Source organism: Micromonospora sp. BQ32, from assembly GCF_059358895.1.
Genome location: NZ_JCADBI010000003.1, coordinates 531,448 through 552,611 on the forward strand (window position 1 = coordinate 531,448; position 21,164 = coordinate 552,611).

At 71.5% G+C, this 21,164-nt stretch carries 22 protein-coding genes; 18 read left to right on the forward strand and 4 right to left on the reverse strand.

Features of this window, described 5'->3' with window-relative positions:
• Window positions 1–846 (reverse strand): amino acid ABC transporter permease, encoded by an 846-nt coding sequence (locus AC5L30_RS09405; protein WP_494866505.1) that lies wholly within the window; start codon window positions 844–846, stop codon window positions 1–3.
• On the reverse strand, window positions 843–1,706 hold the full coding sequence (locus tag AC5L30_RS09410) for an ABC transporter substrate-binding protein (RefSeq protein WP_494866506.1): 864 nt from the start codon (window positions 1,704–1,706) through the stop codon (window positions 843–845). The genes AC5L30_RS09405 and AC5L30_RS09410 overlap by 4 nt, the downstream gene beginning before the upstream one ends.
• A gap of 133 nt (window positions 1,707–1,839) precedes the next feature.
• On the opposite strand from AC5L30_RS09410, the gene AC5L30_RS09415 reads away from it, so the two are divergent.
• The 9 genes from AC5L30_RS09415 (at window position 1,840) to pheT (ending at window position 10,324) form a co-directional block, all read left to right on the forward strand.
• Window positions 1,840–2,103 (forward strand): phosphoribosyl-ATP diphosphatase, encoded by a 264-nt coding sequence (locus tag AC5L30_RS09415; protein WP_030335709.1) that lies wholly within the window; start codon window positions 1,840–1,842, stop codon window positions 2,101–2,103.
• A 49-nt stretch (window positions 2,104–2,152) separates the two neighbouring features.
• Complete coding sequence (hisG, locus tag AC5L30_RS09420) at window positions 2,153–2,998, forward strand: ATP phosphoribosyltransferase (protein WP_494866508.1); 846 nt, start codon at window positions 2,153–2,155, stop codon at window positions 2,996–2,998.
• 422 nt (window positions 2,999–3,420) lie between these two features.
• Window positions 3,421–3,894: a PH domain-containing protein gene (locus tag AC5L30_RS09425; RefSeq protein WP_494866510.1), complete on the forward strand. Its 474-nt coding sequence runs from the start codon at window positions 3,421–3,423 to the stop codon at window positions 3,892–3,894.
• A 372-nt stretch (window positions 3,895–4,266) separates the two neighbouring features.
• Entirely contained in the window at window positions 4,267–4,917 is a 651-nt protein-coding gene (gene infC, locus AC5L30_RS09430; protein ID WP_328655039.1) for a translation initiation factor IF-3, read from the forward strand.
• A 20-nt stretch (window positions 4,918–4,937) separates the two neighbouring features.
• Complete coding sequence (gene rpmI / locus AC5L30_RS09435; protein ID WP_007458415.1) at window positions 4,938–5,132, forward strand: 50S ribosomal protein L35; 195 nt, start codon at window positions 4,938–4,940, stop codon at window positions 5,130–5,132.
• Between the two features lie 32 nt (window positions 5,133–5,164).
• Window positions 5,165–5,557, forward strand: coding sequence for a 50S ribosomal protein L20 (rplT, locus tag AC5L30_RS09440; RefSeq protein ID WP_030488429.1), 393 nt, complete (start codon window positions 5,165–5,167; stop codon window positions 5,555–5,557).
• Window positions 5,558–5,640: 83 nt separating this feature from the next.
• Window positions 5,641–6,438 (forward strand): TrmH family RNA methyltransferase, encoded by a 798-nt coding sequence (locus AC5L30_RS09445; RefSeq protein ID WP_494866512.1) that lies wholly within the window; start codon window positions 5,641–5,643, stop codon window positions 6,436–6,438.
• A 219-nt stretch (window positions 6,439–6,657) separates the two neighbouring features.
• A complete protein-coding gene (pheS, locus tag AC5L30_RS09450; protein ID WP_494866514.1) occupies window positions 6,658–7,737 on the forward strand; it encodes a phenylalanine--tRNA ligase subunit alpha in 1,080 nt (359 codons plus the stop codon).
• 40 nt (window positions 7,738–7,777) lie between these two features.
• On the forward strand, window positions 7,778–10,324 hold the full coding sequence (pheT, locus tag AC5L30_RS09455) for a phenylalanine--tRNA ligase subunit beta (RefSeq protein WP_494866515.1): 2,547 nt from the start codon (window positions 7,778–7,780) through the stop codon (window positions 10,322–10,324).
• A 291-nt stretch (window positions 10,325–10,615) separates the two neighbouring features.
• On the opposite strand, the gene AC5L30_RS09460 is transcribed toward pheT, so the two are convergent.
• Window positions 10,616–11,191 (reverse strand): hypothetical protein, encoded by a 576-nt coding sequence (locus AC5L30_RS09460; protein WP_494866517.1) that lies wholly within the window; start codon window positions 11,189–11,191, stop codon window positions 10,616–10,618.
• Window positions 11,176–11,880, reverse strand: coding sequence for a helix-turn-helix transcriptional regulator (locus AC5L30_RS09465; RefSeq protein ID WP_494866519.1), 705 nt, complete (start codon window positions 11,878–11,880; stop codon window positions 11,176–11,178). Before AC5L30_RS09465 ends, AC5L30_RS09460 begins: the two co-directional genes overlap by 16 nt.
• Window positions 11,881–12,120: 240 nt before the next feature.
• Between AC5L30_RS09465 and AC5L30_RS09470 the strand changes: the two genes are divergently transcribed.
• The 9 genes from AC5L30_RS09470 to argH all read left to right on the forward strand — a co-directional run bounded on the left by AC5L30_RS09470 (window position 12,121) and on the right by argH (window position 21,141).
• The gene (locus AC5L30_RS09470; RefSeq protein ID WP_494866520.1) at window positions 12,121–12,444 is read left to right on the forward strand and encodes a hypothetical protein; all 324 of its coding nucleotides are present in this window, start codon (window positions 12,121–12,123) and stop codon (window positions 12,442–12,444) included.
• A gap of 123 nt (window positions 12,445–12,567) precedes the next feature.
• Window positions 12,568–13,569: an N-acetyl-gamma-glutamyl-phosphate reductase gene (gene argC, locus AC5L30_RS09475; RefSeq protein ID WP_494866522.1), complete on the forward strand. Its 1,002-nt coding sequence runs from the start codon at window positions 12,568–12,570 to the stop codon at window positions 13,567–13,569.
• A gap of 55 nt (window positions 13,570–13,624) precedes the next feature.
• Window positions 13,625–14,797 (forward strand): bifunctional glutamate N-acetyltransferase/amino-acid acetyltransferase ArgJ, encoded by a 1,173-nt coding sequence (gene argJ, locus AC5L30_RS09480; RefSeq protein WP_494866523.1) that lies wholly within the window; start codon window positions 13,625–13,627, stop codon window positions 14,795–14,797.
• A gap of 55 nt (window positions 14,798–14,852) precedes the next feature.
• Entirely contained in the window at window positions 14,853–15,758 is a 906-nt protein-coding gene (argB, locus tag AC5L30_RS09485) for an acetylglutamate kinase (RefSeq protein ID WP_494866524.1), read from the forward strand.
• A complete protein-coding gene (locus tag AC5L30_RS09490) occupies window positions 15,755–16,984 on the forward strand; it encodes an acetylornithine transaminase (protein ID WP_494866526.1) in 1,230 nt (409 codons plus the stop codon). The genes argB and AC5L30_RS09490 overlap by 4 nt, the downstream gene beginning before the upstream one ends.
• On the forward strand, window positions 16,981–17,949 hold the full coding sequence (gene argF / locus AC5L30_RS09495) for an ornithine carbamoyltransferase (protein WP_494866527.1): 969 nt from the start codon (window positions 16,981–16,983) through the stop codon (window positions 17,947–17,949). The genes AC5L30_RS09490 and argF overlap by 4 nt, the downstream gene beginning before the upstream one ends.
• Window positions 17,946–18,461: an arginine repressor gene (locus tag AC5L30_RS09500; protein ID WP_196922350.1), complete on the forward strand. Its 516-nt coding sequence runs from the start codon at window positions 17,946–17,948 to the stop codon at window positions 18,459–18,461. Before argF ends, AC5L30_RS09500 begins: the two co-directional genes overlap by 4 nt.
• Entirely contained in the window at window positions 18,458–19,663 is a 1,206-nt protein-coding gene (locus AC5L30_RS09505; protein WP_494866528.1) for an argininosuccinate synthase, read from the forward strand. Before AC5L30_RS09500 ends, AC5L30_RS09505 begins: the two co-directional genes overlap by 4 nt.
• 14 nt (window positions 19,664–19,677) lie before the next feature.
• Window positions 19,678–21,141 carry an argininosuccinate lyase gene (gene argH, locus AC5L30_RS09510; RefSeq protein WP_238660945.1) on the forward strand — a complete coding sequence of 488 codons (1,464 nt, stop codon included), beginning with the start codon at window positions 19,678–19,680 and terminating at the stop codon, window positions 21,139–21,141.
• Window positions 21,142–21,164 lie beyond the last annotated feature (23 nt).

The following is a 21,164-nucleotide window of genomic DNA, read 5'->3' on the forward strand; positions in this document are numbered from 1 at the left end:
TCAGCCTCCCGACTGTCGACGGGCCGCGCGCAGCGTCACCCAGTCGGTGACCGCGATCAGCGGGATCGCGAGCAGCACGAAGAGCACCCCCGCCACGACGTACGGCGTGTAGTTGAAGGTCTGGGCGGTGGCGATCTGGGCGGCGCGGACCGCGTCGATCGGCCCGGCCAGCGAGACCAGCCCGACGTCCTTCTGCAACGCCACCACGTCGTTGAGCAGGGGAGGCGCCACCCGGCGGACGGCCTGCGGCAGGACCACGTGCCGCATCGTCTGCCGGTAGGTCAGGCCCAACGAGCGGGCCGCGGCGAGTTGGCTGGAGTGCACCGACTCGATGCCGGCCCGGAACACCTCGGCGAGGTAGCCGCCGTAGGTGAGGACCAACGCGATCCCACCCAGCACCAGCACCGGCGGCATGCCCTGCAACCGCAGCCCCGGCACGCCGAGGGTGAGCAGGTAGAGCACGATGATCAGCGGTAGGCCGCGGAAGGTGTAGGTGTAGCCGGTGGCCAGCGCGCGGACCGGGAAGAAGACCGGCCCGCGCAGCGTCCGCAGCACGGCGATCACCAGCCCGAGCAGCAGCGCGCCGATCGCACAGCACACCAGCAGCCGTACGTTGAGCCAGAGCCCGCTCAGCACTGTCGGCAGCGCGTCCCGGGCGATCTCCGGATCCAGGAACGACTGCCGGACCCGGTCCCAGCCCGGGGCCCCGGTCACCGCGATCACCAGCAGTGTGCCGAGCGCCGCCGTGGAGGACGCCGCGACGAGCACGCTGTAGACGGTCTGCCGACGCCGGTACGCCGACCGCCGCAGCTGCGCCTCGGACGGCACATGATCCAGAAGCGTCACCGCAGCTCGGCCGCCCCCGCCACCTGGGCGAGCCACTTCTGCTCCAGCTGCTTCAGCGTGCCCGCCGCGGTGAGCTGACCGACCGCCCCGCTCACGCAGGAGGTCAGTGGCGAGTTCTTGTCCAGCAGCAACCCGAACGCCTCGGGCGTACCGACCTGCGGCACCTGCCCGACGATCGTCGCGTCGGTGATCTCCGCGCCGGTGATGTAGAAGGCGGTCGGGAGGTCCACCACCAGACCGTCCAGCTGCCCGTTCTGCAGCGCCTTCTTCGCGTCGTCGTTGCTGTTGTAGACCTGCGGCGTGGCGGTTGGCTTGATCACGTCGGTGATCGCCTGGTAGCTGGTGGTGCCCACCTGCGCACCGAGCCGAGCGTCGTGGAGTTCGGCCAGCGACTTCCGGCCGGCGATCTTCGAGGACTTCAACGCGATGACGGTCTGCCGCACCAGGTAGTACGGCGCGGAGAAGTCGACCGCCTGCTTGCGCTCCTCGGTGATGGAGAACTGGTTGATGTCGAAGTCGAAGTCCTTCGGCCCCGGCGCGATCGCGGTGTCGAACTTGACCCGGGTCCAGGTGACGTCGGCGCGGGCGTAGCCGAGCTTCTCGGCCACCGCGTACGCCACGGCGGACTCGAAGCCCTCGCCGCTGTCCGGCTTGTCATCGGAGAACCACGGCTCGTACGCGGGCTGGTCGGTGGCGATGGTCAGCTTGCCCGGCGTACGCGTGGGCAGGCTGTCCTTGGCGCAGGACGGCGCCGCGGTGACGGTGGGGGTGGGGTTCTCGTCCTGTGGCGCGCATCCGGCGGTGGCTACGACGACGGCGCCGGCGAAGGTGAGCGCGAAAAGACGTGAGCTGCTGGCCATGGCGGACAGCGTAGAGCTCCATGGGCATCGATCGACAATTGTCCCACCATGTTGATAGGGAATTGTCCGCTTACTGGATTCCGGCGGACCCGGACGCGGGGCGCCGCCCGGGTGGCTGGAAGAATCGTTCCTCGTGAAGACGTTCGAGGAGTTGTTCGCCGAGCTGCAGGCCAAGGCCGCCGCCGGCACCCCGGGCTCGGGCACCGTCGCCGCGCTGGACAAGGGCGTGCACTTCATCGGCAAGAAGGTCGTCGAGGAGGCGGCCGAGTCGTGGATGGCCGCCGAGCACGAGGGGCCGGAGCGCACCGCCGAGGAGATCTCCCAGCTGCTCTACCAGGTCCAGGTGCTGATGCTCGCCAGCGGTCTCGAGCTCAAGGACGTCTACCGACATCTGTGAGTGCCTCCACCCCTGTTGATCGCCAACCGGACCGAAGGAGCACTCCGTCATGCTGCGTGTCGCCATTCCCAACAAGGGCACCCTGGCCGAACCGGCCGCCCAGATGCTGCGCGAGGCGGGCTACCGCCAGCGCACCGACCCCAAGGACCTCGTCTGCCGGGACGAGTCCAACGACGTCGAATTCTTCTACCTGCGCCCGAAGGACATCGCCACCTACGTCGGCTCCGGTGACCTCGACCTCGGGATCACCGGTCGGGACCTGCTGATCGACTCGGCCGCGCCGGCCGAGGAGGTCGTCGACCTCGCCTTCGGTCGGGCCACCTTCCGCTTCGCCGCCCGCCCCGACGACATCGCCTCCGTGCAGGAGCTGGGCGGTCACCGGATCGCCACCGCGTACCCGGGGCTGGTCGAGCGGCACCTCGGCGAGGTGGGGGTCAAGGCCGACGTGATCCGCCTCGACGGCGCCGTGGAGAACGCCGTACGCCTCGGCGTCGCCGACGTGATCGCGGACGTGGTGGAGACCGGCGCGACCCTGCGTCAGGCGGGCCTGGTGGTCTTCGGCGAGCCGCTACTGCGCTCGTCGGCGGTGCTGGTCCGGCGGGCTGGCGCACCGGCGCAACCGCAGGCCGAGCAGTTGCTGCGCCGCCTGCACGGGGTGCTGGTGGCGCGCCGCTACGTGATGCTCGCCTACGACGTGCCGGCCGGTCTGCTGGACCGGGCCAGCGGGCTCACCCCGGGCATCGAGTCGCCCACCGTGTCGCCGCTGCACCGCGAGGGCTGGGTGGCGGTGCAGGCGATGGTGCTCCGCGACGACGTGCACCGCATCATGGACGAGCTGTACGAGCTGGGTGCCCGCGCCATCCTCGTCACCAACATCCATGCCTGCCGCCTCTGACTGTTCCCGCCCGCCCGCCCGCCCGCTCGCCCGCGAGCCCGCCCCGGCGCTTGATCAACTCGGGTTCGCTGAAACGGGGGTGTCCGCACGCCATGGACACCCCCGTTTCATGAATCCCGAGTGGATCTATCGAGTCGGCGCGGGCTTGAGGCGCGGAACCTCCGACGGCCGTGGACCGGGGCAGGTCGCGCTCGACCGTTGTGGCCGGGGCGCTGTGCCGCGGGCTTGGGGCGGGGGACCTCCCGACGGCCGTGCCTGGACCGCGAAGATCGCGCTCGATCATTGACGTAGTGGCCTCGATCTCGACGGAGGCCACTACATCCTGGATCGAGCACGATCTTGACGTGGTGGGCGGTGGGTGGTGGGTGGTGGCTCGGCGGGTGGTGCGTTTGCTGGGCGAGTGCGGATGGCAGACTGGTGGGGTGAGTGAAACCGAGCTGGTCCGCCTGAAGCCCCGCCGCATTCGCGTGGTCTGCTGGTCGGCGGCAGCTGCCCTGGTGGTGGTGTTCGGTCTGGTCGCCACGTCGCTGAGCGGCCCGACCGGCGATGGTTACGGCAGCTTCCAGCGCGGCGACCAGATCGCCATGATCGGCCTGGGCGTCTTCGGCGCGCTGGGCTTCCTGCTGTTCACCCGTCCCCGGGTGGAAGCGGACGCGCGGGGCATCCGGGTGCGTAACGTCGTCAGCTCCTACGAGCTGCCCTGGGAGGTCGTCCGGGGCGTCCGCTTCGACCGGGGCGCGCCGTGGGCCAGCCTGGAGCTGCACGACGACGACCTGCTGCCGATGGTTGCCTTGCAGGCCGCCGACAAGGAGTCGGCCGTCGACGGGGTCCGCGCGCTGCGCCGGCTGCACGACGCCCACCAGGCCCGCCTCGCCGAACGCGCCGTCGGCCACTGACCGGCGAAACCGCCCACCGCCGGCCTCCGGCGGCACCGCCCACGACGTAGGTCGTACCCGGTTTGGGGGTGGCCGGGGCGTCGGTGTAGTGTTATCGAGTCGACCAGGCTGTCTCCGCGTGCGAGCAGACAGCCTTGAAAGCGGAGCGCCTGCTCCCACCCGAGTCGCCGCTACGGTGGCCGGGTCCGGTCACCGGTTCTGGGCATGTCCCGGCGCCGGATGCGCGATCCTTGTGATCGTGCTGACCGGTCGAGCGGGCCCTGGCATGCGCCAGGGCCTTCTGCTTTTCGAGTTGGTTCCCTCCTGGGAGCCGCAGGGGTCGGCGACAGAGCAGAAACGACTCGAGGAGGCCCCATCAGCGTCGAACCACGCGTGAACGAGCAGATCCGGGCACGTGAGGTCCGACTGGTCGGCCCAGAGGGTGAGCAGGTGGGCATCGTCCCGCTGGAGCGCGCTCTTCAGCTGGCCGCGGACGTCGATCTGGACCTGGTCGAGGTTGCGCCGATGGCGCGCCCGCCGGTGTGCAAGCTCATGGACTTCGGCAAGTTCAAGTACGAGAGCGCACTCAAGGCGCGCGAAGCGCGGCGTAATCAGCAGCAGACCGTCATCAAGGAAATGAAGCTTCGGCCGAAGATCGACCCGCACGACTACGAGACCAAGAAGGGTCACGTGGTGCGGTTCCTCAAGGCGGGCGACAAGGTCAAGGTGACGATCATGTTCCGCGGTCGCGAGCAGAGCCGCCCGGAGCTGGGTTACCGGCTCCTGCGCCGGCTCGAGTCCGAGATCACGGAACTGGGATACGTCGAGGCCGCTCCGAAGCAGGACGGTCGAAACATGATCATGGTTCTCGCCCCGCATCGGGCCGTCAAGGCCTCCGCGGTCGCCGCTACGGCGTCTCGCGGCGGACCTCGGGACCGGGCGGCGGACGAGTCCGCCGCTCCGGAAGCCGATGAGACCGCGGCGGTCAGCGAGACCGCAGCAGCCGGTGACACCGGCCTCGCCGCCGACACCAGCGGCGAGTAACAGGGGAGAAGACGTTCCACATGCCGAAGATGAAGAGCCACACGGGTATGGGTAAGCGGGTCAAGGTGACCGGCAAGGGCAAGATCGTTGCCCAGCAGGCCGGCCTCCGCCACAACCTGGAGAAGAAGCCCTCCACCCAGACCCGCCGGCTGACCGGCACGGTCGTGCTGGCCAAGGCCGACGTCAAGCGCATCAAGAAGCTGCTCGGCCGCTGACGCGCGCCACCTTTACGTAATGAGGAGTTGAGATGGCACGCGTCAAGCGGGCTGTAAACGCCCAGAAGAAGCGTCGTACCCTGCTGGAGTCCGCGAGTGGTTACCGCGGTCAGCGCTCCCGCCTGTACCGCAAGGCCAAGGAGCAGGTGCTGCACTCGATGCAGTACGCCTACCGGGACCGTCGTGACCGCAAGGGCGACTTCCGGCAGCTGTGGATTCAGCGGATCAACGCGGGCGCCCGGGCCAACGGGATGACCTACAACCGTCTGATCCAGGGCCTGCGCCTGGCCGGCATCGAGGTCGACCGTAAGATCCTGGCCGACATGGCCGTCAACGACGCCGCCTCTTTCGCGGCGATCGTCGAGCTGGCCCGGGCCGCGGTCACGGCCGAGGGCACCGGCGGCGCGGCGGCTCAGGCCGCCTGATCCCCACGCACCAGAGCGAGGCGTCTCCCGTGTCGGCACCGCCGTCCGGGGGGCGCCTCAATCGTGTCGGAGGAACGCACATCATGGCCTTCACCCCGCGTACCCCCAGGGTTGTCGCCGCCCGCCGGCTGCAACGCCGCCGGGACCGCGACGCCACCGGCCGATTCCTGGCCGAGGGCCCGCAGGCGGTCCGCGAGGCCCTCGCGCGGCCGGGGGTGGTCACCGAGTTGTTCGGTACGACCACCGCGCTCGACCGTCATCCGGAGTTGGCCGCCACGGCGGCCCGCGCCGACGTGCCGGTCTCCGAGGTGACCGACGACGCCATCGCGGCGCTGGCCGAGACCGTCGCCCCGCAGGGCCTCGTCGCTGTCTGCCGGCACCTGGACGTGTCGCTGGAGCAGGCCCTCGCGGGTGCGCCCCGGCTGGTGGCGGTGCTCGCCGAGATCCGCGACCCGGGCAACGCCGGCACGGTGCTGCGCACCGCCGACGCGGCCGGTGCGGGTGCGGTGATCTTCGCCGGAGAGGCCGTCGACCCGTACAACGGCAAGTGTGTGCGGGCCTCGGCCGGCAGTCTGTTCCACGTCGACGTGGTGCGCGCCGCCGACCCGGTCGCGGTGGTCGACGCGCTGCGCGCCGCCGGGCTGTCGATCTTCGCCACCACCGGGTACGGCGACAGCGACCTGGACGACCTGACCGACTACGGTCGGCTCGTCGGGCCCACCGCCTGGTTGTTCGGCTCGGAGGCGCACGGTCTGCCCGAGGAGTTGACCGCCGCCGCCGACGCCCGGGTGCGGGTGCCGTTGTACGGGCGCGCGGAGAGCCTCAACCTGGCTGCCGCCGCGGCGGTCTGCCTGTACGCTTCAGCGAGAGCGCAGCGCTGAGGGTGATTGCCGCCGGCGCGACTGACAGCAGGGGAGAGCGTCCGTCCATGAACGCGACACGGCGTTCGTTTAGCCAGCCCGCCGGTGTCGGCGGGCGGCGGGCCTGACCTGCTCCCTGCGCAACTCCTACCGGCGGGCTGCGGCACAGCCGCGCGTCCGTAGACTCGCCTAGCCGCCCCGGTGAGGGCTGGCGCCGCCGTGAGGGAGTGCCCGTACGCCATGAGCTACCGCAACGATCCGTACGACCCGAAGCAGGTTGCCCTGCTCGACCCCGCCGCCCTGGCCGAGGCCGTCGCGGACGCCACGAAGGCGTTCGAGGCCGCCGCCGACCCGGACGCGCTGACCGCGCTGCGCCCGGTGCACCTGGGTGACCGGTCACCGGTCTCCCTCGCGCGCCGGGAGATCGGCGCGCTGCCGCCAGCCGCGAAGTCCGACGCCGGCAAGCGGGTCAACGAGGCCCGCCGGGCGATCGAGTCCGCGTACGCCGAGCGCGCCGAGGTGGTGGAGCGCGAGCAGGCCGAGCGGGTGCTGGTCGAGGAGCGGGTGGATGTCACCCTGCCCTACGACCGGCGGCCGCGGGGCGCCCGGCACCCGTTGAGCACCCTGATGGAGTCGATCAGCGACCTCTTCGTCGGGATGGGCTACGAGGTGGCCGAGGGGCCCGAGGTCGACCTGGAGTGGGTCAACTTCGACGCGTTGAACATCCCCGCCGACCACCCGGCGCGCGGGTTGATGGACACCTTCCACATCGCATCCGCCGATGGCTCTGCGGGCTCGGGCCTTGTTCTACGGACGCACACCTCGACGGTGCAGACCCGTACGATGCTCAGCCGCAAGCCGCCGATCTACGTGATCGTGCCGGGCCGCGTCTACCGCACCGACGAGATCGACGCCACCCACAGCCCGGTGTTCCACCAGGCCGAGGGTCTGGTGGTCGACAAGGGCATCACCATGGCGCACCTGCGGGGCACGCTGGACCACTTCGCCCGGGCGATGTTCGGCCCGGAGGCGAAGACCCGGTGGCGGCCGCACTACTTCCCGTTCACCGAGCCGTCGGCGGAGTTCGACGTGTGGTTCCCGGAGCACCGCGACGGCCCGCAGTGGGTCGAGTGGGGTGGCTGCGGCATGGTCAACCCGCGGGTGCTGCGCGCCTGCGGCGTCGACCCGGAGGTCTACTCCGGATTCGCCTTCGGCATGGGCATCGACCGGACCCTGATGGTCCGGCACGGGGTCAGCGACATCCGCCATCTCTTCGAGGGCGACGTGCGGTTCAGCCGCGCGCTCGGGACCGGGGCGTAGGCGATGCGGGTACGAGACACGGGAACGGTGGTCTGAAGTCATGCGAGTTTCTGTCAGTTGGCTGCGGGAGTACGTCGACCTCCCCGCCGACCTGCCCACCGGTGACCTGGAGCAGGCCCTGGTCGACCTCGGCGTCGAGGTCGAGTCCGTGGTGGACCTGGCCGAGACGGTCACCGGCCAACTGGTCGTCGGTGAGGTCCGCGAGATCGAGGAGCTCACCGGCTTCAAGAAGCCGATCCGGTTCTGCCGGGTCGACGTGGGCGCCGCCAACGGCACCGGCGAGCCGCAGGAGATCGTCTGCGGGGCCCGTAACTTCGCCCCGGGCGACCGGGTGGTGGTGATCCTGCCCGGCGGTGTGCTGCCCGGCGGCTTCGCCATCGGCGCCCGCAAGACGTACGGGCACAACTCGGCGGGCATGATCTGCTCGGCCAAGGAACTGGGCCTGGGCGACGACCACTCCGGCATCATCGTGCTGGGGCCGGACGTGACGGCCAAGCCGGGCGACGACGCGCGCCCGGTGGTCGGCCTCGACGACGTCGTGCTCGATCTGGAGATCACCCCCGACCGGGGGTACGCGCTGAGCCTGCGCGGCCTGGCCCGGGAGCTGTCGCACGCGTTCGACGTGCCGCTGCGCGACCCGGCCCTGACGCCGGCGCCGGGCGGCACCGAGACGCCGGCGTACCCGGTGGAGGTCCGCGACACGGTCGGCTGCGACCGGTACACGGCCCGCCTGGTCCGTGGGGTCGACCCGACCGCGCCCACGCCGTCCTGGATGCAGCAGCGGCTCGTCACCGCGGGCATCCGCAGCATCTCGCTGCCCGTCGACATCACCAACTACGTGATGCTGGAGCTGGGCCAGCCGATGCACGCCTTCGACGCCGACCGGATCGCCGGGCCGCTGGTGGTCCGTCGCGCCGACGCGGGGGAGAAGCTGACCACCCTCGACGGGGTCAACCGGGTGCTCACCGCCGACGACATGGTGATCTGCGACGACACTGGCCCGATCTCCCTCGCCGCGGTGATGGGCGGCGAGACCAGCGAGGTCGTCGCCGGCACCACCACCGTGCTCTTCGAGGCGGCACACTGGGACCCGGCGATGGTCGGGCGCACGGCCCGCCGGCACAAGCTGTTCAGCGAGGCCGCGAAGCGCTGGGAGCGGGGCGTCGACCCGGCCGTGGCGCTGGTCGCGTTGGAGCGTGCCGTGCGGCTGCTCACCGAGCACGGCGGGGGCACGCCGAGCGCCGAGATCCTGGACATCGACCACGTTCGGCCGCGTACCCCGATCAGCCTTCCGGCGGACCTGCCGACCCGGCGGGTCGGCGTCGAGTACCCGCCGGCGCGGGTGGTGGCCCTGCTGGAGCGGGTCGGCTGCACGGTCGCGCAGGGCGCGGACCGGTTGTCCGAGGACCCGGGCGCGGTGGGCGTGGCCAGCGGTGTCGGGACGGTGCTGAGCGTCACCCCGCCGACCTGGCGGCCCGACCTGACCGACCCGGCCGACCTGGTGGAGGAGGTGGTCCGCCTCGACGGGTACGACAAGGTTCCCCCGGTGCTGCCGACCGCGCCGCCGGGCCGTGGCCTGACTCCGCGCCAGCGTCGCCGCCGGGCCGTGGCCGGGTCGCTGGCGGAGCGAGGGTACGTGGAGGTGCTCGCGCACCCGTTCGTGTCGCCGGAGTTGGCCGATCAGCTCGGCCTGCCGGCCGACGACCCGCGTCGGCCCGCGGTGCGGCTGGCCAACCCACTGTCCGAGGAGGAGCCGCTGCTGCGCACCACGCTGCTCGGCCCGCTGCTCGGCATCCTCAAGCGCAACCTCGGCCGGGGTCACCGCGACCTCGCCCTCTACGAGATCGGTGCGGTCTTCCACCCGCGCGTCGGCGCCGGCAGCCCGCCGGCGATGGGCGTGGACCGGCGCCCCACCGACGCGGAGTTCGCCGCCGCCGACGCGGTGGTGCCGGAGCAGCCGGTGCACGTCGCGGTGGTGCTCGCCGGCGACCTGGACCCGGCCGGCTGGTGGGGTCCGGGTCGACCGGCCGGCTGGGCGGACGCGATCGAGGCGGCCCGTGACGTGCTGGCCGCCGCCGGGATCCCGGACGAGCGGGTGGAGGTGCGCGCCGCCGAGTACGCCCCGTGGCACCCGGGCCGCTGCGCCGAGCTGCGGGTCGACGGCTCGGTCGTCGGACACGCCGGCGAGCTGCACCCGGTGGTGGTCGCGGCGTTGGAGCTGCCCCGCCGCACCAGCGCGATGGAGCTGAACCTCGACACGCTGCCGGCGACCCCGGTGACGCCCGCGCCGACGGTCTCCGGCTTCCCGCCAGCGCTGATCGACGTGGCACTGGTGGTGGACGACTCGGTGCCGGCGGAGCAGGTGCGCCGGGCGCTGGAGGCGGGCGCCGGTGAGCTGCTGGAGGACGTGCGGCTGTTCGACGTGTACTCCGGCGCGCAGCTCGGCGCCGGCCGCCGCTCGCTGGCGTACAAGCTCACCTTCCGGGCACCGGACCGGACGCTCACCGTCGAGGAGGCGGTCGCGGCACGGGACGCGGCGGTCGCCGTCGCGGCGGAGCGCCTCGGCGCCACCCTGCGCGGCGCGTAACGGAGTCACCGCCGCCCCCACTCCGCGATCTCTTGATCTACGGGTTCGGGGATCATGTCCCTGGCGGCGCACCAACGATCAAGGCCCTGACCTGGTGGTTCACATCGGGTCAGGGCCTTTTCGTGTTCCCCGGGTGCTGGCGTCGAGTTCCGGCATCAGCGAGGACTGGTTCGACCGGTATTAGCCGATGGATGCCAGCGAGTGCGCCCCAGGGCAGCTGAGTGAGCCGATCACGACGTGGTCGTGGCTGGTGTTGGCGGCGGCGAGACCTAGGCTGGCGACGAGTCGTCGTCAGTCGCTCACGTCCCGAATGGCGCTTGCGAGGCTGGCAAGTTTCTCATCGGCGCGGCGGCGGCGGTGCCTCACCCACTGCTTACCTTCAGCCGCGATCCCCTCCAGGACGTGCAGGGTGTGGCTGAGTCCGGACGCGTCCTGTGACAGCTCGATGATCTTTGTCGGGTCGTCTTCATGTGGGTCGGTCTCGCCATCTGGCACGCTCACCTGCACCGAAACCGGGTCGCCGTTGAAGAGTGTCAGCTTGAAGGTCTGCTGCTGTCCGGCGACCCCTTCGATTCGTACGGCGGCGACGGCGTCGAAGCGGTAGTTGAGGCGCTGGGTGATCCGGCTCGTGGCCGGCTCGAAGTCCAGTTCGATGTCGATTTGCCGCACACCATCCTGGGTGAGCAGGAAGAGCAGGAGTTGATACCGGGAGTATCGCCAGGGGCCACGGGGATAGCGGGCCCGCTTGCAGGCGCGGCCGGGTGCCTCGATGAATGCGTGCGCGATGACCTGGCTGGGATGCAGTTGGAATTGCCTCATGGCCTGGTCGACCAGGACCTTGCGGTCGTGTTCTAGCCAGGCCGCCATCTCGGCGTCGGAGGGGCTGTCGGCCAGCTTCGCCTGCCACTTGCGGTACGCCGCCCATTGGGTTGCTTGGTGCCGTAGAGGGCGAGGTAGCTCTTGCGGAGCAACGCGTTGGCCTCGGCGACTGGGTCTCGCGTTTCCTGGGATGCGCTGATCGCTTGGTCGAAATAGGCGGCGCTGGCGACGTGGTCGCGCCGTTGCGAGGCGTCCCAGACGAGTTGACCCATCAGCGTCGCGGACTCGGCGACTGCTGCCGCCAGCTCGCGCTGGACCGGCCCGTTGCTGGCGTGCTGGCGAAGGAAGATCGCCTGACCGTGTAGTTGCCCGGCCTCGGCGAGTAGGAGCGTCGAGGGCGTCTGGTCGTAGCGCTCGTCGAGGCGACGCACGCGTTCCCTCAGGTACGCCACAGCGATCAGGTCGACGCGGCCGGGGTTGCGCAGGACGTAGCCGAGACGCTCGTCGGGTGGTGACGGTGCCTGGCCGACGTCGGCCAGGAGGTCGGCCAGTTCATCGATCGACAGCTTGAGGACCGTGGCGAGACGCGGCCGGTGCCAGGGCTGCGGGTCAGTCTCCGCCCGTTCCCACCGCACGATGGTGGAGCGGTCGACGCCGAGGGCTTCGGCGAGGCGTTCCTGGCTCAGGCCGATCGTCTTGCGACGCTGGGCAAGTCGGTGCCGACGCCTATCCGCCACCTACCGACTCCCTTCGCCGCCATCCGTCACGGTCCATTCATCCAGCTCACACCGTGTGACGCAATGGGGATGCGTCAGTTCTGCGCTGTTGCCGCGCTGGGCACCAGCGACCGCCGGGACTTGTGTAGACGCATGGCCGGAACGGGTGAGAGCACAACCCGCTGTGCATGGCATGGCGACTACGTGAGCTCCCGCCCTGCCGCTGCCACTCCAAGCCCGACCTACTGAGTGGGGAAAGAAGTGAGCGCCCAGGAGCGAGACCGGCCCCGAGAGCACACCGCGCTGCGCCCGATCTGGCTCTGCCGTGCCTGCGGCCAACCCTGGCCCTGTGGGCGGGCGAAGCTCGCCCTCGTCACCGAGTACGACGGCAACCCGGTCAGCCTGTTCCTCTACCTGGCCAGTCTGCTCCATGACGCCATCGACGACCTACACAAGCTCAACCCGACCACTACCGGGTGCGCCAGTGACATGTTCGATCGGTTCCTTGGCTGGCCGGCCCGACACACCCGCTCCTACCGGACGACTGAGATCGCCTCTCCGCGGCCCGGGGAGCCAGAAGCATGATCGCCGGGCTGGGGGCACATTGCCATGCAGTTGATCTATTCATTACCATGCACTGCGCTGCATGAACTTGCACTCGTGAGTCGTCCTTGTTAATCTTCGCTGCATAGTCATGCGGAGGTGAGTATGGGGATCCGAGTCGCGGTCGCCGGAGCGAGCGGGTACGCCGGGGGTGAGCTGCTGCGCCTGATCGCCGGGCACCCGGAGTTCGACCTGGTCGCCGCCACCGCGCACAGCCAGGCCGGGCACCGCGTCGACGTGGTGCACCCGCAGCTCACCGGGCTCGACCTGGTGCTCGGCGAGACCGACCCGAGCACTCTGGCCGACGTGGACCTGGTCTTCCTGGCCCTGCCGCACGGCCAGTCGGCGGCCCTCGCGGCCCAACTGCCGGCCGAGGTGCGGATCGTCGACCTGGGCGCCGACCACCGGCTGGCCGACCCGTACGCCTGGGCGCAGTACTACGGCGGCACGCACGCCGGGCAGTGGACCTACGGCCTGCCCGAACTGCCCGGCCAACGGGAGCTGATCGCCGGCTCCACCCGGGTGGCGAACACCGGCTGCTACGCCGCCGCGATCACCCTGGCGCTCGCACCGTTGATCGCCGACGGGGCGGCCAGCCCTGCCGACGTGGTGGTGGTCGCCGCCTCCGGCACCTCCGGCGCCGGCCGGGCGGCCAAGCCGCACCTGTTGGCCAGCGAGGTGATGGGCGACCTGTCGCCGTACCGGGTGGGAACCCACCAGCACGTCCCCGAGATCAAGCAGGCCACCGGCGCGACCGGCCTGTCGTTCACCCCGGTCCTGGCGCCGATGCCGCGCGGCATCCTGGCCACGGTCACCGCGGCGCCGGCGCGCGGCGTCGACCCGCAGGACGTGCTGGCGCGGGCGTACGCGGACGCGCCGTTCGTGCACGTGCTGCCGGAGGGCCGCTGGCCGCACACCGCCGCCACCCTGGGCTCCAACTCGTGTCACCTGCAGGCCACCGTCGACGTCGACTCCGGCCGTCTGATCGTGCTCAGCGCGTTGGACAACCTGGGCAAGGGCGCCGCCGGTCAGGCCGTCCAGAACGCCAACCTGATGCTCGGCCTGCCGGAGACGACGGGCCTGTCGGTCTGGGGAGTCACCCCGTGAGCGCGAGGAGTGCAGCGCAGCGGAGCCCCGTAGTCGCGAACGAAAGGCAGGCGCCGTGAGTGTCACCACCCCTCGGGGGTTCCGGGCGGCCGGGGTGGCCGCCGGCCTCAAGGCCAGCGGCGGCGCGGACGTCGCCCTGGTGGTCAACGACGGCCCGGACGCCGGCGTGGCCGGTGTCTTCACCACCAACCGGGTCAAGGCCGCGCCGGTGCTCTGGACCCAGCAGGTCGTGCAGGGCGGTGTGGTCCGCGCCGTGGTGCTCAACTCCGGTGGCGCCAACGCCTGCACCGGCCCGGCCGGCTTCCAGGACACGCACGCCACCGCCGAACACACCGCCGCCGCGCTGACCTCGGTCAGCCCACGGTTGATCCTCGGCGCCGGTGAGGTCGCGGTCTGCTCGACCGGCCTGATCGGTGAGCGGCTGCCGATGCCGAAGCTGCTGCCGGGCGTCCGCTCGGCGATCCGTGGGCTGTCCCGCGACGGTGGTCCGGCCGCCGCCGAGGCGATCATGACCACGGACACCCGGCCGAAGACGACGGTGGCCCGGGGGAGCGGCTGGACGGTCGGTGGCATGGCCAAGGGCGCCGGAATGCTCGCGCCGGGGATGGCCACCATGCTCTGCGTGCTGACCACCGACGCGGTGGCCGGGCCGGCGACGCTGGACGAGGCGTTGCGGGCGGCCACCCGGGTCAGCTTCGACCGGGTCGACTCCGACGGCTGCATGTCCACCAACGACACCGTGCTGCTGCTGGCCAGCGGCGCGAGCGGTATCGAGCCGACGCCGGCCGAGTTGGCCGCCGCCGTCACCGCGGCCTGCCACGACCTGGCCCAGCAGTTGGTGGCCGACGCCGAGGGCGCCACCAAGCAGATCGCCATCGACGTGGTCGGCGCGGCGGACGAGGACGAGGCGGTAGAGGTGGGCCGTACGGTGGCCCGCAACAACCTGGTGAAGACGGCGCTGTTCGGCAACGACCCCAACTGGGGCCGGATCCTCGCCGCCGTCGGCACCACCGCCGCCGCGTTCGAGCCGGACGAGGTGGACGTGGCGGTCAACGGGGTGTGGGTGTGCCGGGGCGGGGCCGCCGCCGAGGACCGCTCGAAGGTCGACCTGACCGGCCGGGACGTGACCATCCGGATCGACCTGCACGCGGGTACGTCGGCCGCCACGATCTGGACCAACGATCTGTCCCACGCGTACGTGCACGAGAACTCGGCGTACTCAACGTGAGCGCGAGGAACGCAGCGCAGCGGAGTCCCGCAGTCGCGAACGAAAGGCCGGCGCGGTGAGTCTCAGCAGCGATTTGGCTCGCGCCCAGGTCAAGGCGGAGACGCTGATCGAGGCGTTGCCCTGGTTGGCGCGTTTCTCCGGCTCGACGGTGGTGGTCAAGTACGGCGGCAACGCGATGACCGATCCGGAGTTGCAGCGGGCGTTCGCGTCCGACATGGTCTTCCTGCGCTACGCGGGCCTGAAGCCCGTCGTGGTGCACGGTGGCGGTCCGCAGATCTCCGCCATGCTGGGTCGGCTCGGCATCACCAGCGAGTTCCGGGGTGGTCTGCGGGTGACCACCGCCGAGGCGATGGACGTGGTCCGGATGGTGCTGGTCGGTCAGGTGGGCCGGGAGCTGGTGGGTCTGATCAACTCGCATGGTCCGTACGCGGTCGGCCTCTCCGGTGAGGACGCTCGGCTGTTCACCGCGGTGCGCCGTCCGGCGTACGTGGACGGGGTGCCGGTCGATGTCGGCCAGGTCGGGGACGTCGAGTCGGTGGACGTGTCCGCGGTGACCGACCTGATCGAGGCCGGTCGGATCCCGGTGATCTCCACGGTGGCGCCGGACGTGGAGGGGGTGCTGCACAACCTCAACGCGGACACCGCCGCCGCGGCGCTGGCCATCGCCCTGCGGGCCCGCAAGCTCGTGGTGCTCACCGACGTGGCCGGCCTGTACGCCGACTGGCCGGACACCACCAGCCTGGTCTCCGAGATCGCCGCGGACGACCTGGCCAAGCTGCTGCCCAGCCTTGAGTCGGGAATGGTGCCGAAGATGGAGGCCTGCCTGCGGGCGGTGCGTGGGGGAGTGCCCGCCGCGCACGTCGTCGACGGTCGGGTGGCGCACTCCACGTTGCTGGAGGTGTTCACCTCGGAAGGGTTCGGAACGATGGTGGTGCCGGGAGACGGGACGGACGCGACATGAGCACGTTGGCGCAGCGGTGGAAGCAGTCCATGATGGACAACTACGGCACGCCGCCGTTGGCGTTGGTCTCCGGCGCCGGTGCCGTGGTGGTCGACGACGCCGGCCGGGAGTACCTCGACCTGGTGGGCGGCATCGCGGTCAACGCCCTCGGCCACGCCCATCCGGCCGTGGTGGCGGCGGTGTCGAAGCAGGTCGCGACCCTCGGGCACGTCTCCAACCTCTATGTGGCCGAGCCGCCGGTCGCCCTCGCCGAGTTGCTGTTGGCGCTCGCCGGTCGACCCGGTCGGGTTTTCTTCGCCAACTCGGGCGCGGAGGCGAACGAGGCGGCGTTCAAGCTCTCCCGGCGTACCGGCCGCACCCACGTGGTGGCCACCAGGGGCGGCTTCCACGGCCGCACCATGGGCGCTCTCGCGCTGACCGGCCAACCGGCCAAGGCCGACCCGTTCCGGCCGCTGCCCGGTGAGGTGACCCACGTCGACTACGGCGATGTCGCCGCCCTGGAGGAGGCCGTCTCTGACGCCACCGCCATGGTGATCCTGGAACCCATTCAGGGTGAGAACGGTGTGCTCGTCCCGCCGGCCGGCTACCTCGCCGCGGCCCGGCGCATCACCGCCCGGCACGGCGCGCTGCTGGTCCTCGACGAGGTGCAGACCGGCGTCGGGCGCACCGGGCACTGGTTCGCGCACCAGGCCGAGGGCGTGGAGCCGGACGTCATCACCCTGGCCAAGGGGCTGGGTGGCGGGCTGCCCATCGGTGCCACGCTGGCTTTCGGCCCCGCCGCGGACCTGCTCACCCCCGGCTCGCACGGCACCACGTTCGGCGGCAACCCGGTCAGCTGCGCGGCGGCGCTCGCCGTGGTGGCGACCATCGCCAACGAGGGCCTGCTCGACAACGTCAAGCGGGTCGGTGAGCGGCTGCGTCACGGCATCGAGGCGCTGGGCCACCCGCTGATCGCCGGGGTACGCGGCGCCGGTCTGCTGCTCGGCGTGGCGCTCACCGCGCCGGTGGCGTCGGTGCTGGCCGAGGCGCTGCGGGAAGCCGGCTTCCTGGTCAATCCGGTGCAACCGGGTACCATCCGGCTGGCTCCGCCGCTGATCCTCACCGCCGCCCAGGCGGACACCTTCCTCGCGGCGCTGCCCGCCGCTCTGGACGCGACCGCCCCGGCGGCCGCCGGGGCGCAGACCGCGCCATCCACAGTGACCACCACGACGGGGACGACTCGATGACCCGGCACTTCCTGCGCGACGACGATCTCTCGCCCGCCGAACAGTCCACGGTCCTCGACCTGGCCGCGCGGATGAAGGCGGACCGGTTCGGCCACCGGCCGCTGGTCGGGCCCCGCTCGGTGGCGGTGCTCTTCGACAAGCAGAGCCTGCGGACCAGGATCTCGTTCGACGCCGGGATCGCCGAGCTGGGCGGGCACCCCCTCGTGGTGGACACGCAGGTCACCCACTTCGGCCGCGGTGAGTCCCTCGCGGACGCGGGGCGGGTGCTGTCCCGCTACGTCGCGGCGATCGTGCTGCGTACCCACGGTGACGAGCGGATCGCCGAGGTGGCGGCGGGGGCCAGTGTGCCGGTGGTCAACGCGCTCACCGACGGGTTCCACCCGTGCCAGCTGCTGGCCGACCTGCTCACCGTCCGGGAGCGGTGTGGTGGCACGGCCGGGCGCACCCTGGCGTACGTGGGGGACGGCGCGAACAACATGGCGCAGTCGTACCTGCTGGCCGGGGCGACGGCCGGGATGCACGTCCGGATCGCCGGCCCGGCCGGGTTCGCGCCGGACGCGGTCGTGGTGGAACAGGCGGCGCGGATCGCCGCGGACACCGGCGGTTCGGTGCGGGTGTTGACCGACCCGGCCCAGGCGGTCCGCAACGCGGACGTGCTGGCCACCGACACCTGGACGTCGATGGGGCAGGAGTCCGACGGGTTGGACCGGATCACCCCGTTCCTGCCGTACCAGGTCAACAAGGAACTGCTCGGCCAGGCCGCACCGGACGCGATCGTGCTGCACTGCCTGCCCGCACACCGCGGCGAGGAGATCACCGACGAGGTGCTCGACGGCCCGCAGAGCGCGGTCTTCGACCAGGCGGAGAACCGGCTGCACGTGCAGAAGGCGCTGTTGACGTTCCTGCTGGGAACCGCGACGGGCGGCGCCGCGACCGGCGACACCGTCACCGGGGGGCTGCGATGACCGCGCCGCTGACTCGCGCGGCCCGGCACGCCCGGATCGTGGAGCTGATCCGCGACCGGGCGATCCGGTCGCAAACCGAGCTGGCCGACCTGCTCGCCGCCGACGGCGTGGGCGTCACCCAGGCCACCCTCTCGCGGGACCTGGAGGAGTTGGGCGCGGTCAAGGTGCGCGGCGGCGACGGCCCGGCCGTCTACCTGATCCCCGAGGACGGGCAGCGCCCGTTGCGCGACGCCGAGGCCGCGCCGGCCCGGCTGGTACGGCTGCTGCGCGAACTGCTCAACGGGGTCGACTCCAGCGGCAACATCGCCGTGCTGCGGACACCGCCGGGCGCAGCCCAGTACCTGGCCAGCGCGTTGGACCGGGCGGGCCTGCCCGAGATCGTCGGCACCATCGCCGGCGACGACACCATCCTCGTCGTGGCCCGTGAGGCTGTCGGCGGGGCCGCACTCGGAGACAAGCTCGCCGGCTGGGCCCGCCGGGACGACACCGTTGAAGGGAACACCACGTCATGACCGAGCGGGTCGTGCTCGCGTACTCCGGGGGGTTGGACACCTCCGTCGCCATTCCGTACCTGGCCGAGCAGACCGGCGCCGAGGTGATCGCGGTCGCGGTCGACGTCGGGCAGGGCGGCGAGGATCTCGACGCCATCCGCCAACGCGCCCTGGACTGCGGCGCCGCCGAGTCCGAGGTGGTGGACGCGCGCGACGAGTTCGCCGCCGACTACTGCCTGCCGGCCATCCGGGCCAACGCCCTCTACATGGACCGCTACCCCCTGGTGTCGGCGCTGTCCCGGCCGCTGATCGTCAAGCACCTGGTGGCCGCTGCGCGCAAGCACGGCGGCACGATCGTGTCGCACGGCTGCACCGGCAAGGGCAACGACCAGGTCCGGTTCGAGGTGGGCCTGAACGCGCTCGCCCCCGACCTGAAGATCATCGCGCCGGCCCGGGACTTCGCCTGGACCCGGGACAAGGCCATCGCCTTCGCCGAGGAGAAGGGGCTGCCGATCGACGTGTCGGCCAAGTCGCCGTACTCCATCGACCAGAACCTGTGGGGACGCGCGGTGGAGACCGGCTTCCTGGAGGACATCTGGAACGCCCCCGTCGAGGACCTCTACTCGTACACCTCCGACCCGACCCAGGACCGCGACCCCGACGAGGTCGTGATCACCTTCGACGGCGGCGTGCCGGTGGCGATCGACGGTGAGACGGTCACCCCGTACCAGGCGATCCTGGAGCTGAACCGACGTGCCGGCGCTCAGGGCGTGGGCCGGCTCGACATGGTCGAGGACCGCCTGGTCGGCATCAAGAGCCGCGAGGTGTACGAGGCGCCCGGCGCGATCGCGTTGATCACCGCCCACCAGGAGTTGGAGGCGGTGACCGTCGAGCGGGACCTGGCCCGGTTCAAGAAGGGCGTCGACCAGCGCTGGGGTGAGCTCGTCTACGACGGGCTGTGGTTCTCGCCGCTGAAGGACTCGCTGGACGCGTTCATCGACGACGCGCAGCGGCACGTGGGCGGCGAGGTGCGGATGATCCTGCACGGCGGCCGGGCCACGGTGACCGGCCGGCGCTCCGAGGCGAGCCTCTACGACTTCGGGATGGCCACCTACGACACCGGCGACACCTTCGACCAGTCGCTGGCCAAGGGCTTCGTGCAGCTGTGGGGGCTGCCGAGTCGGATGGCCGCCGCTCGGAACGCCCGGCTGGGAGGCCACTGACCATGGGGACCACAATGGGCGACGTGGACGACAAGAGCCTGACCGAGAACAGTGCCGCCACCAACCGGACGAGCCTCTGGGGTGGCCGGTTCGCGGGCGGCCCCGCCGAGGCGCTCGCCCGACTGTCGGTGAGCGTGCAGTTCGACTGGCGCCTGGCCCCGTACGACATCGCCGGTTCCCGGGCGCACGCCCGGGTCCTCGCCGGCGCCGGCCTGCTCGATCCGGAGGAGTTGGGCCGGATGCTGGCCGCGCTGGACGACCTGGAGGCCGCCTGCGCCTCCGGATCGTTCCGCCCCACCATCGACGACGAGGACGTGCACACCGCGCTGGAGCGCGGTCTGCTGGAACGCCTCGGCAGCCTCGGTGGCAAGCTGCGCGCCGGCCGGTCCCGCAACGACCAGGTCGCCACCGATCTGCGGCTCTACCTGCGCGACCACGCCCGGGGCGTGGCCAGTCGCCTGGTGGAGCTGGCGGAGGCGCTGGTCGAGCAGGCCGAGCGGCACATCGACACCGCCGCGCCGGGCATGACCCACCTCCAGCACGCCCAGCCGGTCACCTTCGGGCACTGGCTGCTCGCCCACGTGCAGCCGCTGCTGCGCGACCTGGAGCGGCTGCGCGACTGGGACCACCGGGCGGCGATCAGCCCACTCGGCGCGGGCGCCCTGGCCGGTTCCGGGCTCCCGCTGGACCCGGTGGCGGTGGCCAAGGAGCTGGGCTTCCGTACGTCGTTCGCCAACTCGATGGACGCCGTCGCGGACCGGGACTTCGTGGCCGAGTTCCTCTTCACCACCGCCCTGATCGGGGTGCACCTGTCCCGCCTCGGCGAGGAGGTGGTGCTCTGGACCTCGCACGAGTTCGGCTGGGTGGAGTTGGACGACTCGTTCGCCACCGGCTCGTCGATCATGCCGCAGAAGAAGAACGCGGACATCGCCGAGCTGGCCCGGGGCAAGTCCGGGCGGCTGGTCGGCGGCCTGATGACCGTGCTCACCATGCTCAAGGGCCTGCCGATGACCTACGACCGGGACATGCAGGAGGACAAGGAGCCGGCCTTCGACGCGGTCGACACCCTGGAGCTGCTGCTTCCGGCCCTGGCGGGAATGATCTCCACGATGACGGTTCGGGTGGACCGCCTCGTCGCCGCCGCCCCGGTCGGCTTCTCCCTCGCCACCGAGGTGGCCGACTGGCTGGTCCGACGCAACGTGCCGTTCCGCGACGCGCATGAGATCACCGGCCAGTTGGTGGCGCTCTGCGCCGCTCGGGAGTGCGAGCTGAACGACGTCTCCGACGAGGACCTGGCCGCGATCAGCGGGCATCTCGACCCGTCGGTGCGTGACGTGCTCTCGGTCCGTTCGGCTCTCGCGGCCCGGACCACCCCCGGTTCCACCGGCCCCGGCCCGGTCGCCGACCAGCTCGCCGCCGCGGCGGACCGGCTGGCCAGCTGGCGGGAGTGGGCCGCCGAACGGGTCGTCCCGCGCTGAGCTGTGCCGTGGCGTCGGCGCTG